At 56.3% G+C, this 14,307-nt stretch carries 11 protein-coding genes and 1 pseudogene; 5 read left to right on the forward strand and 7 right to left on the reverse strand.

Going from position 1 to position 14,307, the window contains the following annotated elements; translation table 11 throughout:
* The first annotated feature begins 52 nt into the window (after nucleotides 1–52).
* The 4 genes from eno (at nucleotide 53) to AC1RKC_RS18280 (ending at nucleotide 4,456) form a co-directional block, all read left to right on the forward strand.
* On the forward strand, nucleotides 53–1,348 hold the full coding sequence (gene eno, locus AC1RKC_RS18265) for a phosphopyruvate hydratase (RefSeq protein WP_020825242.1): 1,296 nt from the start codon (nucleotides 53–55) through the stop codon (nucleotides 1,346–1,348).
* A gap of 298 nt (nucleotides 1,349–1,646) precedes the next feature.
* Nucleotides 1,647–2,837, forward strand: coding sequence for an NAD(P)/FAD-dependent oxidoreductase (locus tag AC1RKC_RS18270; RefSeq protein WP_048762943.1), 1,191 nt, complete (start codon nucleotides 1,647–1,649; stop codon nucleotides 2,835–2,837).
* A 10-nt stretch (nucleotides 2,838–2,847) separates the two neighbouring features.
* Nucleotides 2,848–3,219 carry a hypothetical protein gene (locus AC1RKC_RS18275; protein WP_020825244.1) on the forward strand — a complete coding sequence of 124 codons (372 nt, stop codon included), beginning with the start codon at nucleotides 2,848–2,850 and terminating at the stop codon, nucleotides 3,217–3,219.
* A gap of 46 nt (nucleotides 3,220–3,265) precedes the next feature.
* A complete protein-coding gene (locus AC1RKC_RS18280; RefSeq protein ID WP_493092672.1) occupies nucleotides 3,266–4,456 on the forward strand; it encodes a methionine gamma-lyase in 1,191 nt (396 codons plus the stop codon).
* Nucleotides 4,457–4,491: 35 nt separating this feature from the next.
* Here AC1RKC_RS18280 and AC1RKC_RS18285 read toward each other — a convergent pair.
* The 6 genes and pseudogenes from AC1RKC_RS18285 to AC1RKC_RS18310 all read right to left on the reverse strand — a co-directional run bounded on the left by AC1RKC_RS18285 (nucleotide 4,492) and on the right by AC1RKC_RS18310 (nucleotide 12,611).
* Nucleotides 4,492–5,389, reverse strand: a pseudogene (locus tag AC1RKC_RS18285) (aromatic amino acid lyase).
* A complete protein-coding gene (locus AC1RKC_RS18290; protein WP_235437182.1) occupies nucleotides 5,390–5,863 on the reverse strand; it encodes an ABC transporter permease subunit in 474 nt (157 codons plus the stop codon). It abuts the pseudogene before it with no gap.
* A 222-nt stretch (nucleotides 5,864–6,085) separates the two neighbouring features.
* Complete coding sequence (locus tag AC1RKC_RS18295; RefSeq protein WP_048762947.1) at nucleotides 6,086–7,477, reverse strand: amino acid permease; 1,392 nt, start codon at nucleotides 7,475–7,477, stop codon at nucleotides 6,086–6,088.
* Between the two features lie 100 nt (nucleotides 7,478–7,577).
* A complete protein-coding gene (gene hutH / locus AC1RKC_RS18300) occupies nucleotides 7,578–9,113 on the reverse strand; it encodes a histidine ammonia-lyase (RefSeq protein ID WP_116691277.1) in 1,536 nt (511 codons plus the stop codon).
* Nucleotides 9,110–10,801 (reverse strand): urocanate hydratase, encoded by a 1,692-nt coding sequence (hutU, locus tag AC1RKC_RS18305; protein WP_493092673.1) that lies wholly within the window; start codon nucleotides 10,799–10,801, stop codon nucleotides 9,110–9,112. The genes hutH and hutU overlap by 4 nt, the downstream gene beginning before the upstream one ends.
* Nucleotides 10,802–11,264: 463 nt before the next feature.
* A complete protein-coding gene (locus AC1RKC_RS18310; protein ID WP_046374496.1) occupies nucleotides 11,265–12,611 on the reverse strand; it encodes an MFS transporter in 1,347 nt (448 codons plus the stop codon).
* Nucleotides 12,612–12,932: 321 nt separating this feature from the next.
* Here AC1RKC_RS18310 and queE point away from each other — a divergent pair, with 321 nt between their 5' ends.
* On the forward strand, nucleotides 12,933–13,604 hold the full coding sequence (gene queE / locus AC1RKC_RS18315) for a 7-carboxy-7-deazaguanine synthase QueE (protein WP_115060067.1): 672 nt from the start codon (nucleotides 12,933–12,935) through the stop codon (nucleotides 13,602–13,604).
* A 29-nt stretch (nucleotides 13,605–13,633) separates the two neighbouring features.
* On the opposite strand, the gene queD is transcribed toward queE, so the two are convergent.
* The gene (gene queD, locus AC1RKC_RS18320) at nucleotides 13,634–13,993 is read right to left on the reverse strand and encodes a 6-carboxytetrahydropterin synthase QueD (RefSeq protein ID WP_020825254.1); all 360 of its coding nucleotides are present in this window, start codon (nucleotides 13,991–13,993) and stop codon (nucleotides 13,634–13,636) included.
* Nucleotides 13,994–14,307: the final 314 nt, after the last annotated feature.

The following is a 14,307-nucleotide window of genomic DNA, read 5'->3' on the forward strand; positions in this document are numbered from 1 at the left end:
CCGCGCGCTGTTTGTCTGGAGTTTTAGTTTAACTTGTACTGAGGAAAACCTAATGTCCAAAATCGTTAAAGTCATCGGTCGTGAAATCATCGACTCCCGCGGTAACCCGACTGTTGAAGCCGAAGTGCATCTGGAAGGCGGTTTCGTAGGTCTGGCTGCTGCGCCGTCAGGTGCTTCTACCGGTTCCCGTGAAGCACTGGAACTGCGTGACGGTGACAAGTCTCGTTTCCTGGGTAAAGGCGTACTGAAAGCCGTTGCTGCAGTAAACGGCCCGATCGCTCAGGCAGTATTGGGCAAAGATGCCAAAGACCAGGCTAACATCGACAAGATCATGATCGACCTGGACGGTACTGAGAACAAATCCCAGTTCGGCGCTAACGCCATTCTGGCGGTTTCCCTGGCAGCGGCTAAAGCGGCTGCAGCTTCCAAAGGTATGCCGCTGTATGAGCACATCGCTGAGCTGAACGGCACTCCAGGCAAATTCTCTATGCCACTGCCTATGATGAACATCATCAACGGCGGCGAGCACGCTGACAACAACGTCGACATTCAGGAATTCATGATTCAGCCGGTTGGCGCGAAAACCCTGAAAGAAGCCGTTCGCATCGGTTCTGAAGTTTTCCATCACCTGGCGAAAGTGCTGAAGGCCAAAGGCCTGAATACCGCTGTAGGTGACGAAGGCGGCTACGCACCAAACCTGGGTTCCAACGCCGAAGCCCTGGCTGTTATCGCTGAAGCGGTAAAAGCAGCAGGCTACGAGCTGGGCAAAGACGTGACCCTGGCGATGGACTGTGCGGCTTCCGAGTTCTACAAAGACGGTAAATACGTCCTGGCCGGCGAAGGCAACAAAGCCTTCACTTCCGAAGAGTTCACTCACTTCCTGGAAGAGCTGACCAAACAATATCCAATCGTGTCTATCGAAGACGGCCTGGACGAATCTGACTGGGATGGTTTCGCATACCAGACCAAAGTGCTGGGCGACAAAATCCAGCTGGTGGGCGACGACCTGTTCGTTACCAACACCAAGATCCTGAAAGAAGGTATCGAGAAAGGCATCGCTAACTCCATCCTGATCAAATTCAACCAGATCGGTTCTCTGACCGAAACTCTGGCTGCTATCAAGATGGCGAAAGACGCAGGCTACACCGCGGTGATCTCTCACCGTTCAGGTGAAACCGAAGACGCAACCATCGCCGACCTGGCTGTGGGTACTGCGGCTGGCCAGATCAAAACCGGTTCTATGAGCCGTTCTGACCGCGTTGCTAAATACAACCAACTGATCCGTATCGAAGAAGCGCTGGGTGCACGCGCTCCGTTCAATGGCCTGAAAGAAGTTAAAGGTCAGTAATAACGGTTTGGTTCGTTGCTAAATGAAACCCGCTCCGGCGGGTTTTTTTATCACTGGTTATTTACATAAGTGATAGTGAGTTATTTATTATTATTGAACTAATATCGTATTATCTGTTTTTTTAACTTGATGTATTAATTATAATAATAAAATTCCTATTTTATATATTCTCTTTTCTATTGCTTTATATTTTTTCGTTACTAGACTGCCAGTAAGGCAGAAGAATTAAGCCTGTATTCCTGCCTCCATTCGTTTCCCTAAAAATTGCCGAGCCGTGACTCGGCTGGGTGAGGGTTTGATGCGAAACAGGATTGTGATAGTCGGTGGGGGTACCGGAGGGACCATATTGGCCAATTTACTGGCCACGAAATTACATCGGGAAATATTGAATAATAAAGTTGAGTTATTGATGATTTCGGATTCTCCGATTCATTATTATAAACCCGCTTTTATGTACGTTGCCTTTAACGCTTTTTTCAAACAGGAATTAACCCGCTCACAGCAAAGTCTGCTGCGTCCGGAAATTCAGTTTATTGTCGATAAAGCGGAGCGCTTTGATTTAACTCAGCGAGTGATCCATACCCGCAGTGGCAAACAGTACCCGTATGATTTTCTGGTGTTTGCCACCGGCTGCGTGCCCTGGCCGGAGCGTATCGAAGGGTTGGCGCAGGCAGGCGATCATTTTTACCAATATCAGGCCGCCCGCCAGCTGGCACAAAAGCTGTCGAGCATCGAAAAAGGCCGAATTTTTATCACCGTCTCCTTCCCCGAAACGCCCAATGTGCCGCACCAGTGCGGTATTGCCCCGATAGAAACCACCCTGATGCTCGATGATTACCTGCGTCGACGCGGAGTGCGTAAAGCGGTTGAAATTGTTTATACCTACCCCAGTGTTTCGCAGTTGCTGCGTAACTGCCTGTTTTTACAGCGTCCAACCGCAGAGGCCTTGCCCGGTATTTTCGCCGCGCGGGATATTCGCCATCAGCGCGGGTTTACTCTCAGCCGGGTGGATGAGCAGCAGAAAATCGCTTTTTCCGCCGAAGGTGAGCAGCAGCCGTTCGATATTTTGATGGCTACCCCACCTATCCGTGCGGTAGAGGCAGTGCGGAACACGGGGCTGAGCGAGGGGCATAACGGCGAAGGCTGGTTGCCGACCGACCATCAGACGCTGCAGGTCTACGGCCAACAAGGGGTCTATGTCATCGGCGATACGGTGGATTTGCCGGTCAGCAAGGCCGGTGGCTCCTGCCACAATCAGGCGCCGGTGATTGCCGACAATATCGTGGCGGAACTGAGGCTGGGCCAGACCGTTAGCCACTACGACGGCAAGGTGCAGGCCATTGCTCAAATGGGGCTGCAAGCCGGGATGCCGCTGGTTTACGACTACCGCAACGATGTGCTGCCGACACCTTCAACCAAAGTCGGCGGCATGCTGCGCAACGGTTTTAATCGCGGACTCTACTGGGCGACGGTACGCGGGCTGATTTAACGGAGGGCCTATGAACGCATCTGAACATGAACCCCTGGCGGCTTTGCTGGAGAAGCTACAGCCGCTGCTGGCCGGCGGTCGGCTCGATAACGTGGTCGATCTGTTGTCGCTGCTGTCTGACCTGGTGGATATCGCCGATAACGCGCTGGTGGAAAAACTCTCCGGCGTCTTTGAAGGCCTGGTGGCTGCGGGATGGGAGGGCGGAATGGCGCTGAAAATGGCGCATACCGAGTTGCAGTTGGATCCCTCACCCGTCAATTTTCGTGCGCTGTACGCCTTGTTGCGGCAGCCGGATACCTTACTGGGCCTGATGCTGGTGCTGCGTACTTTGCAAATCGTTGGTCAGCGTATGCGCAGCAGCGCACTGCCCACGGATGTTTGAACGAACTAAGCATCATTGTTTTCACTCACTCAGTTAAGGAGTTGTCATGTCTGCCATCTTCAGGCAAGCCTTTGCAACACGCGCGATCCATCACGGTTACGATCCCCAGCAGTATCTGGGAGCGCTCTGTCCCCCGGTGTTTATGAGCTCGACCTTTACGTTCCCGACGGCGGAATATGGCGGTGCCTGCTTTGAAGGCACTGAGCCGGGGTATTTTTATTCACGCATTGCCAACCCGACCCTCAACCTGCTGGAACAGCGGATAGCCAATCTGGAGGGGGGCGAAGCTGCGGTGGCGTTTTCCTCCGGTATGGGCGCGATTACAGCCTGCTGCTGGACACTGCTCAATCCGGGCGACGAGCTGATCGTTGACGAGACGATTTACGGCTGCACCTTCAGTTATTTTCATCACGGATTGGCGCGCTACGGTGTGAAAATCACTCACGTAGACCTGACCCGCCCGGAGCGTCTGGCGGCGGCGATCGGCCCCCGGACCCGCATGGTGTATTGCGAAACGCCGGCCAACCCGAATATGCGTTTGGTCGATATTGACGCAGTCGCCGAAATTGCTCATCGCCAACAGGCGCTGTTGCTGGTGGATAACACCTATTGCACCCCGTATCTGCAACGGCCGCTGGAACAGGGGGCCGATATAGTGGTGCACTCTGCCACCAAATACATCGGGGGGCATGGCGATCTGTTGGCTGGACTGGTGGTGACGCGGCAGGATTTGGCGCAGGACATCCGTTTAGTTGGGCTGAAAGACATGAACGGTGCGGTGCTGTCGGCTCAGGATGCGGCATTGCTGCTGCGCGGGCTGAAAACCCTACCGTTGCGTATGGAACGCCATTGCGACAACGCCCAGCGTTTGGCGGAAATGCTGGCTCAGCATTCGGCGGTAGAACGTGTCTATTATCCCGGACTGGAGGATTTTCCCCAGTATGAGTTGGCGCAGCGGCAAATGGCGCGGCCAGGCGGCATGCTGGCGTTTGAACTCAAAGGCGGTATGGCGGCGGGCATTCGCTTCCTCAATGCGCTGCGTTTGATCTTGCGCGCGGTCAGCCTGGGGGATTGCGAATCGCTGGCGCAGCATCCCGCCAGCATGACCCACTCGGCCTACAGCCCCGAAGAGCGGCAGCGTCACCATATCAGCGACGGGCTGATACGCTTGTCCGCCGGTCTGGAAGATCTTGGCGACCTGCAGGCCGATATCCGCCAGGCCTTGGCGCAAAGCTAGCCTTGATGCCCCCACCCAGCGGGGAGGGGCAAGCGTTAATCTAGCGCAGGGGCAATTTCCACCAGCGCCTGTTCGTCCTGCAATAGCGCGGCGCTGCTGGCAATGTCGGGCGCCAACCAGCGATCCTGATGGTAAGGTTCTACCCTTTGACGCAGCAGTCGCCAGGCGCGCCCGGTACCTTCGCCGACGCGTTGCGGTTGCAAAAACTCGAAGGCCTGCGCCGCCAACAGATATTCAATCGCCAGGATCTGGTTAACGTTGGCCAACAGCTTATGCAGCCGCAATGCCGCACCGGTCCCTAGACTGAGGTGATCTTCCTGCAGCGCCGAAGTGACATAGTTATCCACTACGCAAGGCTGGGCCAGCTGGCGGTTCTCTGCGCACAGCGATGCCGCCACGTATTGAGCGATCATCATGCCGGAGTTGACGCCCGGCTCACTGACCAAAAATGGCGGCAAACCGCTGACCAGCGGGTTAATCAGACGATCGATGCGCCGTTCCGCAATACCGCCGAGTTCGGCGATAGCGATCGCCAACACATCGGCGGCCATCGCGACCGATTCGCCGTGCGGGTTGGCCTGTGACATGACGCGGAAATTATCCGGCGTGCCAAGCAGCAACGGGTTATCGGTGGTGCCGTTCAGCTCGGTTTCAATCTGTCGTTCGGCATGAGCCATCTGATCGCGGCAGGCACCGTGCACCTGTGGAATCGAGCGGATGCTCAGCGCATCCTGAGTGCGAATACCTTTGCTGGCGGCAATCACCTCGCTGCCGTGCAGTAGCGCCCACCCGTTGCATGCCAGGGTGCGGTTTCAACGCCAGTATTTCCTCGTCGAAGGCGGCAATTTGTCCACGCAGGGCTTCAAAGCTCATGGCACCCAATACGTCTTCGTCCAGCCCACTAGCGCCGATCATTGACGCGTCCACTACCATCTATAACGACATCATGGTGGTCTGGTTGATACCGGCCATGATGCTCGGCAGCGCCAGCGGCAACTGGACGCCGAACAGCTTCTGCCAGCGGTTGGCGTCAAAGGCGGTGACGGACTCCATCACTTCCTTGTCCATTTGGCGGATGCCCAAATTGGTCAGGCGGATCAGCGGTGGCGTGGCATAGAGCACCGTCGCCAGAATGGCCGGCACCTTGCTCAGGCCGAACAGCATCAATACCGCCCGTACGCGATCGCAACGCGCCGCCAATATGCCTTGCAGAATGCCGATAATCACCGCCAGCAGCGTGGCGACCAGCTCCAGCTTCTGGGAGCTGATGCGTTCCTTGCTCATGCGCGCCAGATTCTGGTTAATCAGACTGAGCGGCAGATTCACTTTTGACAACACCTGCACCAGCTCAGGCGCCAGCGGTTTCAACTTACGCTTGGCATCGCCTTCAATTACATAACGTGGCACCTACCAGCCTTCAACTGCGCCGACAATGGGGGCACCAACGCTGACCGCCTTGCCCGCTTTCTTGACCGACTTGTGCCGGATTTGCACCAGCCTGCTGCGCGTGCGGAGAGGTTGCCTGTCATCAGCCCGAGCGCGATCAGCGGTATCCATAATTTGTGTCGTGTTTGCATGGTGATACTCCACGTTAATGACGAAGAGCCCGGGAACGGCGGGCTCGTGAGACTAATACTGTGGTGAGGACGTGACGGGTGAACCCCCGCCTTTTTTACGTACCCACAACCAGTAAGCCAGGGTAAGGAAGGCTACCCACACCAACCCTACGTACAGGGCAATGCGGCTGTCTTCGAAGTAACCGAGCAGGCCGATGACGAACAGCATAAATATCGTCGCCAGTGCCGGTGCGACCGGCCACCAGGGAACCGGGAAGCTCAGTTTGCTGACCTCTTGCGGCGTCAGCGTGCGGCGCATGGCAATTTGTGATAGCAGGATCATCAGCCATACCCAAACGGTGGCGAAGGTGGCGATGGAGGCGATGATCATAAACACCTGTTTTGGGATCAGGTAATTGAGCACCACCCCCAACAGCAGGGCAATGGACATCACCAGCACCGTCATCCAGGGCACGCCGTTACCGGTCAGGCGAGTGAAGCTTTTGGGTGCCTGACCTTCCTGCGCCATACCGTACATCATGCGGCCGGCACCGAAGATATCGCTGTTGATGGCGGAAATGGCGGCGGTGATCACCACCACATTCAGCACGTTGGCGGCGGAACTGATGCCCAGATTGCTGAAGATCTCAACAAACGGGCTGCCGTTTTGGCCGATGCTGTTCCAGGGATAGATTGCCATCAACACCAGCAGCGTCAGCACGTAGAACAGCAGAATGCGAATCGGTACCGCATTGATCGCTTTCGGCAGCACCTTCGCGGGGTCTTTTGCCTCGCTGGCGGTAATGCCGATGATCTCAATGCCGCCGAAGGCGAACATCACCACCGCCAGCGAAGCAACCACGCCGCCGATGCCGTTAGGCATAAAGCCACCGTGCTGCCACAGGTTGCTGAGGCCGGTGGCGTGCTGAGCCTGACCGAAGCCAAACAGCATCACCGCCGCGCCGCCGATAATCATCGCGACGATTGCCGCCACCTTGATCAACGACAGCCAGAACTCCATTTCGCCGAACACTTTCACGCTGCACAGGTTGAGCGCGCCGATGAACATGATGATGCTGAGTACCCACACCCATTGGGCAACGTCCGGGAACCACAGCCCCATATAGATGCCGAAGGCGGTAACGTCCGCCAGGGCAACAATCACCATTTCGAAGGTATAGGTCCAGCCGGTGAGGAAACCGGCCAAGGGGCCAAGGTAGTGGCTGGCATAATGACCGAAGGAGCCGGAGACCGGCTGATGCACCGCCATTTCACCCAGCGCGCGCATTACCATAAAGACCGCCGCGCCTCCGACCAGATAAGCCAGCAGCACCGCAGGGCCAGCCAATTGGATGGCTCCCGCGGAGCCGTAGAACAGACCGGTGCCGATGGCTGAGCCAAGCGCCATAAAGCGGATATGTCGCGCGTTTAGTCCGCGTCTGAGTTGTGTCGTTTCGTTACGCATGTTGCTTCCCGTCGAGTTTTTACGGCAGAACAGGCACGCGCTATCCGCACCGGGTGGAACGCACCCGGTGGGACAGAACAAACTGCGTGGTAGGTTTTATTTATGCCTGACTAGGCAGCAGCGCCGAAGGCATCAGCGAGTTCAGATGACCGGCCGCCAACAGCAGGCTGGCAGCTTCAATGTCGGGGGCGAAGAAACGATCCTTGTCGTAATAACTGACTTGCTCGCGCAGTATGCGGCGTGCCTGCTCCAGACTTTCGGTGGTTTTCAGGCCCTTGCGCAAATCCAACCCCTGGCAGGCCGCCAGCCATTCGACGGCCAGAATACCGCGCACGTTATCCGCCATTTCCCACAGACGGCGTCCTGCAGCCGGTGCCATGGAAACATGGTCTTCCTGGTTGGCGGAGGTCGGGATGCTGTCGACGCTGGCCGGATGCGCCAGCGCTTTGTTTTCGCTGGTCAGTGCCGCGGCGGTAACCTGGGCAATCATAAAGCCGGAGTTCACGCCGCCGTTGTCCACCAGGAATGGCGGCAACTGCGACATGTGTTTATCCATCATCAGCGAGATACGACGCTCGGACAGCGAGCCGATTTCAGCAAATGCCAGCGCCAGATTGTCGGCGGCCATTGCGACCGGTTCGGCGTGGAAGTTACCGCCGGACAGGACATCGCCCTGTTCTGCGAATACCAATGGGTTGTCGGATACCGCATTGGCTTCGACCTCCAGCACTTCGCTGGCCTGGCGGATCTGCGTCAGGCAGGCACCCATCACCTGCGGTTGGCAGCGCAGGGAGTAGGGATCTTGTACCTTTTCGCAGTTGCGATGCGAGTCGGACACTTCGCTGCGTTCGCCCAGCAGATGGCGGTAAGCGGCGGCGGCGTCGATCTGGCCACGTTGGCCGCGTACGGCGTGAATACGTGCGTCAAACGGGCTGCGAGAACCCAGAGCGGCTTCCACCGTCAGGCTGCCGGTGACCGTGGCTGCGGCGTACAGGTCTTCTGCGTCAAACAGGCCGCGCAGCGCGAAGGCGGCGGAAACCTGGGTGCCGTTCAGCAGCGCCAGGCCTTCTTTGGCCGCCAGCGTGAGCGGCTTCAGGCCTGCTTTGGCCAGTGCCTCGGTGGCAGGCAGCCATTCGCCTTGATAGCGGGCCTTGCCTTCGCCCAGCAGCACCAGACTCATGTGTGCCAGCGGAGCCAAATCGCCGGAGGCGCCCACGGAGCCCTTCAGCGGGATGTGCGGATAGACTTCGGCGTTGACCAAGGCCATCAGCGCCTGGATCACTTCCAGACGGATGCCGGAGAAACCGCGCGACAGGCTGTTGATCTTCAACACCATAATCAGGCGAACCAGGTTGTCGTCGGTCGGTGCGCCAACGCCAGCAGCATGTGACAACACGATCGAACGTTGCAGATTTTCCAGGTCTTCAGGTGCAATGCGGGTAGACGCCAGCAGGCCGAAACCGGTATTGATGCCGTAGGTGGTGCGGTTTTCTTCGACAATGCGTTCAACGCAGGCCACGCTCTGCTGGATAGCGGCGTAGGCATTGTCGTCCAACGTCAGGGTCACCGGGTGTTGATAAACGTCGCGCAGTTGCGTCAGAGTCAGTTGGCCTGGGCGGATAGTCAGCGCTTTCATGCTTTGTCTCCTTGAGTCGCGGCCACCATCGGCAGGTTCAAACCTTGCTCACGGGCGCATTCAATCGCAATGTCGTAACCGGCATCGGCATGACGCATCACGCCAGTGGCAGGGTCATTATGCAACACGCGGGCGATACGTTCGGCGGCTTCGTCGGTGCCGTCACAAACGATAACCATGCCGGAATGCTGCGAGAAGCCCATGCCGACGCCACCGCCGTGGTGCAGGGAAACCCAGGTCGCACCGCTGGCGGTATTGAGCAGGGCGTTAAGCAGCGGCCAGTCGGAAACGGCGTCCGAACCGTCCTGCATAGATTCGGTTTCGCGGTTCGGGCTGGCGACCGAGCCGGAGTCCAGATGGTCACGGCCGATAACGATCGGTGCGGACAGTTCGCCACTGCGTACCATTTCGTTGAAAGCCAGGCCCAGCTTGGCGCGCTGGCCCAGACCGACCCAACAGATACGTGCCGGCAGGCCCTGGAAGCTGATGCGTTCGTGTGCCATATCCAGCCAGCGATGCAGATGCTCATCATCCGGGATCAGCTCTTTAACCATGGCGTCGGTTTTGTAGATGTCTTGCGGATCGCCGGACAGTGCAGCCCAGCGGAACGGGCCGATGCCGCGACAGAACAGCGGACGGATATAGGCAGGCACGAAGCCTGGGAAATCGAAGGCGTTGTTGACGCCCATTTCTTTCGCCATCTGACGAATGTTGTTGCCGTAGTCGAAGGTCGGTACGCCCATCTTCTGGAAGGCCAGCATGGCTTCTACGTGTTCAGCCATCGACTGCTTGGCGGCGGTCACCACCTGAGCAGGTTCGGTCTGTGCACGTTCGCGGTACTCTTCCCAGCTCCAGCCTTTTGGCAGATAGCCGTTCAGCGGATCGTGGGCACTGGTCTGGTCGGTGACCATGTCCGGGCGCACGCCACGGCGCACCAGTTCTGGCAGAATGTCTGCCGCATTGGCGCACAGGGCGATGGAGATGGCTTTGCCTTCGGCAGTGTATTTTTTAATGCGGGCCAGCGCGTCGTCCAGATCCGTCGCTTGTTCATCGACGTAACGGGTCTTCAGACGGAAATCGATACGGCTTTGTTGGCATTCGATGTTCAGTGAACAGGCGCCTGCCAGCGTAGCGGCCAGCGGTTGCGCGCCGCCCATACCGCCCAAACCGGCGGTCAGCACCCAGCGGCCCTGCAGGCTGCCGTCGTAATGCTGGCGGCCCGCTTCCACGAAGGTCTCGTAGGTGCCCTGGACGATGCCCTGGCTGCCGATGTAGATCCAGCTGCCGGCGGTCATCTGGCCGTACATGGCCAGGCCTTTGGCGTCCAGTTCGTTAAAGTGTTCCCAGGTGGCCCAATGTGGCACCAGGTTAGAGTTGGCAATCAGTACGCGTGGCGCGTTGCTGTGGGTTTTGAATACCCCGACCGGTTTGCCGGACTGAACCAGCAGCGTTTCGTCTTCTTCCAACGTTTTCAGGGTGGCGACAATTTTGTCGTAGCAGTCCCAGTCACGCGCGGCGCGGCCAATACCGCCGTACACCACCAGCTCATGCGGGTTTTCCGCCACTTCCGGATCGAGGTTGTTCATCAGCATGCGCAACGGCGCTTCGGTCAGCCAGCTTTTTGCATTTAATTTTGTGCCGCGTGGCGCGCGTACATCTACATTGCGAACTTTGTTATTTGCAGTCACAGCATTTTCCTCAAACAGTATCGGTGCAGATCCCATGGTGCGGTGGGGTGAATCACCACGCCATAACAATGCGTAGGGTTTATTAACATATACTTGTATGTACAAGCATATGCAACACCGACCAGTGGGCGGTTAAAAAGGCATAAGAGAAAGTTATTTTTGTTTTTAATCAATTGGATGGTTTCTATTTTGACGTCTGAGCTATTAGGCTCGCACTGAAGAACAGTGAGCTATTCAACAAAAATGAATTAAAAATGGGTCATTTTTGAGCGGCAAATCACAATAAATTTACATACCCATTACAAGTTAGGGCGAGCGATAAAAAAGTCCTATCGCTGGAGGGGGGGAAGCCGTTGACAGAGTGCTGTGTTGTTTTGTGGTAGGGGCGCCGCATGCTGCGCCCAATAGCATAATCAATGGGTTAAATCGGGTCGAACATGTTCGACCCCTACCGGTTTAGCCCTTATACGGGTTTGTCAGCCGGTTGCAGCGTCGCTCTTCGGGTCATTTTGAAAACTGTAGCGATGGCGGCGATCAGCGCCGGCACGCACAGGAACATCAAAATGCTCTGCACTTCCCATTGCATGGCCAGCAACTGTGCCCCCATCATGGTGCCCGCCACGCCGCCAAAGCGGCCGATGCCCTGCATCCAGGCTATGCCGGTTGCGCGACTGTGGGTCGGGTAGAAAGTGGCCGCCAGCGTTTGCAGACCGGATTGCGCACCGTTCATGGTGATGCCCATCAGGAAGATAAACGTACCCAGCAGCACGATATGGCTGTCCTCGGTCGCCATTGCCACAATCAGCAGAGCGGTAATGACAAAGCCGCTCGACACCACTTTATGGGCGTTCCAGCGGTCCATCAGCCAGCCGGCCACCAGAATGCCAAGCGTGCCGCCGAAGGTGAACAGCGAGGTCAAAATGGCCGACTGCTCCAGTTGATAGCCCAGACCCTGCATCAGGATCGGCATCCAGCTCAACAGCACGTAATAAATTACCAGGCCCATAAAGTACGTCAGCCACAGCATCAGCGTGCCGGTCAGATAAGGGCGGGTGAACAACAGGCCGACGCTGGTTTTGGACTGTGCCAATTTCTCTTCATACAGATAAAAGCGCGTCACGTTATCGAGATTCTGGCTAACAAAACGCTGGGCGATACGTTTGATTTTTGCCGCATCTTTGCCGCGGTTTACCATGTATTTCACCGATTCCGGCAGGAACAGGATCAACAAAACCGTCAGCGCCAACGGAGCGATCGCGCCCAGCAACAGCACGCTATGCCAGCCATACGCCGGGATCAGCCAAGACGAAATCGCACCACCGCCGGCCGCACCCAGCGGGAAGCCGCAGTACATGGTGTTAATAGCCAACGAACGACAGCGTTGTGGCGCATATTCGGAAATCAGCGTGATGGCATTCGGCATCGCCGCCCCTAATCCCAGGCCGGTGAGGAAGCGCCACAGTGTCAGGCTATTGAGCGAGCCGGCGTAGGCGGTAGCCAGGCTCGACAGGCCGAAGAACAGACAAGAAAACACCAGCACCCGTTTGCGGCCGATACGATCGGAAATCGGTCCGGCGACCAGAGCGCCAAGGGACAGGCCCAGCAGCGCGGCGCTCAGCACCGGGCCCAGATCCTGTTTAACAATGCCCCAGTCTTTGGCGACCGAAGGAGCGATGTACCCCATGGCCGCCGTGTCAAAGCCATCAATGGCCAGGATCAGGAATCCCAAAATGATCAAGGTCCAGTGAAACAGCGAAAATTTGCTGTCATCGATGGCCTGCTGAATATTCAACTCGGTGGAATGAGCCATGGCAACCTCTAACGCAGATGTGATTGTGTGGATAAATCGCCGGAACTGATGCCCGGCTTGTGCTTGCCTGTATATACATCTGCGCGCAGGCGCTTTATGTCAAATATATTTATCTTATGCGTTAAATAAATGTTGTTTTTGCGAAGCAGATTACATCGTAAACACAAGGAGATTGCTCAGTAAGCAAATAAAATGAAGCGGATAGCCGGTGAGATACGCTGGCGAAGGCGGGTAGGATAAAATTTAATACAATTTCGCCCGTTTGGTCGCCGGGCTGGAATCTGCGATAATCCCTTTTTACCTTTCCAGATTGAGAAACCGATGCAGTACCCGATTAATGAAATGTTCCAAACCTTGCAGGGCGAAGGCTTTTTCACCGGCGTTCCAGCCATCTTTATTCGCTTGCAGGGCTGCCCGGTAGGATGCAGCTGGTGCGACACCAAACATACCTGGGAAAAGGAAGCCAATCGGGAAGTCGATATGCAGCGGATCCTGGTGAAAACCGAAGAGAGCGACGCCTGGGGCAGCGCCAACGCCGAGCAGCTGTTGGCGGTAATGCGTCAACAGGGTTATACCGCACGCCACGTGGTAATCACCGGCGGCGAGCCCTGCATCTATGATCTGACTCCGCTGACCCAATTGCTGGAAGACAACGGGTACGGCTGCCAGATTGAGACCAGCGGCACCCACGAAATCCGGTGTTCGGCGAAAACCTGGGTGACGGTATCCCCCAAGGTGAATATGCGCGGCGGTATGAAGGTGTTGGATCAGGCTTTGCAGCGCGCTGATGAAGTGAAGCACCCGGTTGGGCGTGAGCGCGATATCGAAGCATTGGATGCGCTGCTGGCGACGCTGCATGATGAGAAGCCGCGTATTATCGCGCTGCAGCCGATCAGCCAGAAGGAAGAGGCGACTCGCCTGTGCATCGAAACCTGCATTGCGCGCAACTGGCGCCTGTCGATGCAGACCCATAAATATCTGAACATCGCATAAAATTCAGGGCGCCATTGGGCGCCCTTTCTTTAACCTTTATACACGCATCCCGCGGTACAGGTTTCTTTCACCATCACCGCAGTCAGCTCCGGCAACTGGGGTTTGAGCTGTTGCCAGATCCAGGCGGCAAGCACTTCGCTGGTGGGATTTTCCAATCCTGGAATATCGTTCAGATAATGGTGATCCAGGCGCTCCCAAATAGGGGAGAACACGGCTTTAAGCTCGGCGAAATCCATCACCCAACCGGTATGTGCATCCACTTCACCGGTTACTTCCAGACGCACCATAAACGAATGCCCGTGCAGACGGCCACATTTATGGCCCTCAGGTACGTGCGGCAAACGGTGTGCGGCTTCAAACTGAAAATCTTTAAACAGCGTGGTTGCCATTATTACGGCCTCGTTGACTCAAAAACCGCCGAAGTTTACCGGAAACGGAGCCTGCTTGCCATTTATACCGCTATGGTCTACCGCTGCTGTGGTCAATGCACGGTTAACACTTTTTTTGTTTGGTACCGACTGGACCTATCGGTTGGGGTAATGAGTGGTAAATGCGATTCATTCAAATAACGTTAAAAAAACAGCTTTATTTTCATGGTGATAAAAATCTCTGCTTAGCGCTTTAAGCACTATCCGTTACCAGAAAAACAGCTTAGTCATTTTGGTTATTAATTATTGCTATCCCTTATTTAATCGTTGCTATT

Source organism: Serratia sp. GW822-FHT06E05 (assembly GCF_058799445.1).

What these genes read in the sequence shown, in the direction of transcription:
- AC1RKC_RS18310 (WP_046374496.1), bottom strand. Translation starts at nt 12,611, where the DNA reads ATGGCTCATTCCACCGAGTTGAATATTCAGCAGGCCATCGATGACAGC.
- queD (WP_020825254.1), bottom strand. Translation starts at nt 13,993, where the DNA reads ATGGCAACCACGCTGTTTAAAGATTTTCAGTTTGAAGCCGCACACCGT.
- hutH (WP_116691277.1), bottom strand. Translation starts at nt 9,113, where the DNA reads ATGAAAGCGCTGACTATCCGCCCAGGCCAACTGACTCTGACGCAACTG.
- AC1RKC_RS18275 (WP_020825244.1), top strand. Translation starts at nt 2,848, where the DNA reads ATGAACGCATCTGAACATGAACCCCTGGCGGCTTTGCTGGAGAAGCTA.
- AC1RKC_RS18270 (WP_048762943.1), top strand. Translation starts at nt 1,647, where the DNA reads ATGCGAAACAGGATTGTGATAGTCGGTGGGGGTACCGGAGGGACCATA.
- queE (WP_115060067.1), top strand. Translation starts at nt 12,933, where the DNA reads ATGCAGTACCCGATTAATGAAATGTTCCAAACCTTGCAGGGCGAAGGC.
- eno (WP_020825242.1), top strand. Translation starts at nt 53, where the DNA reads ATGTCCAAAATCGTTAAAGTCATCGGTCGTGAAATCATCGACTCCCGC.
- AC1RKC_RS18280 (WP_493092672.1), top strand. Translation starts at nt 3,266, where the DNA reads ATGTCTGCCATCTTCAGGCAAGCCTTTGCAACACGCGCGATCCATCAC.
- AC1RKC_RS18295 (WP_048762947.1), bottom strand. Translation starts at nt 7,477, where the DNA reads ATGCGTAACGAAACGACACAACTCAGACGCGGACTAAACGCGCGACAT.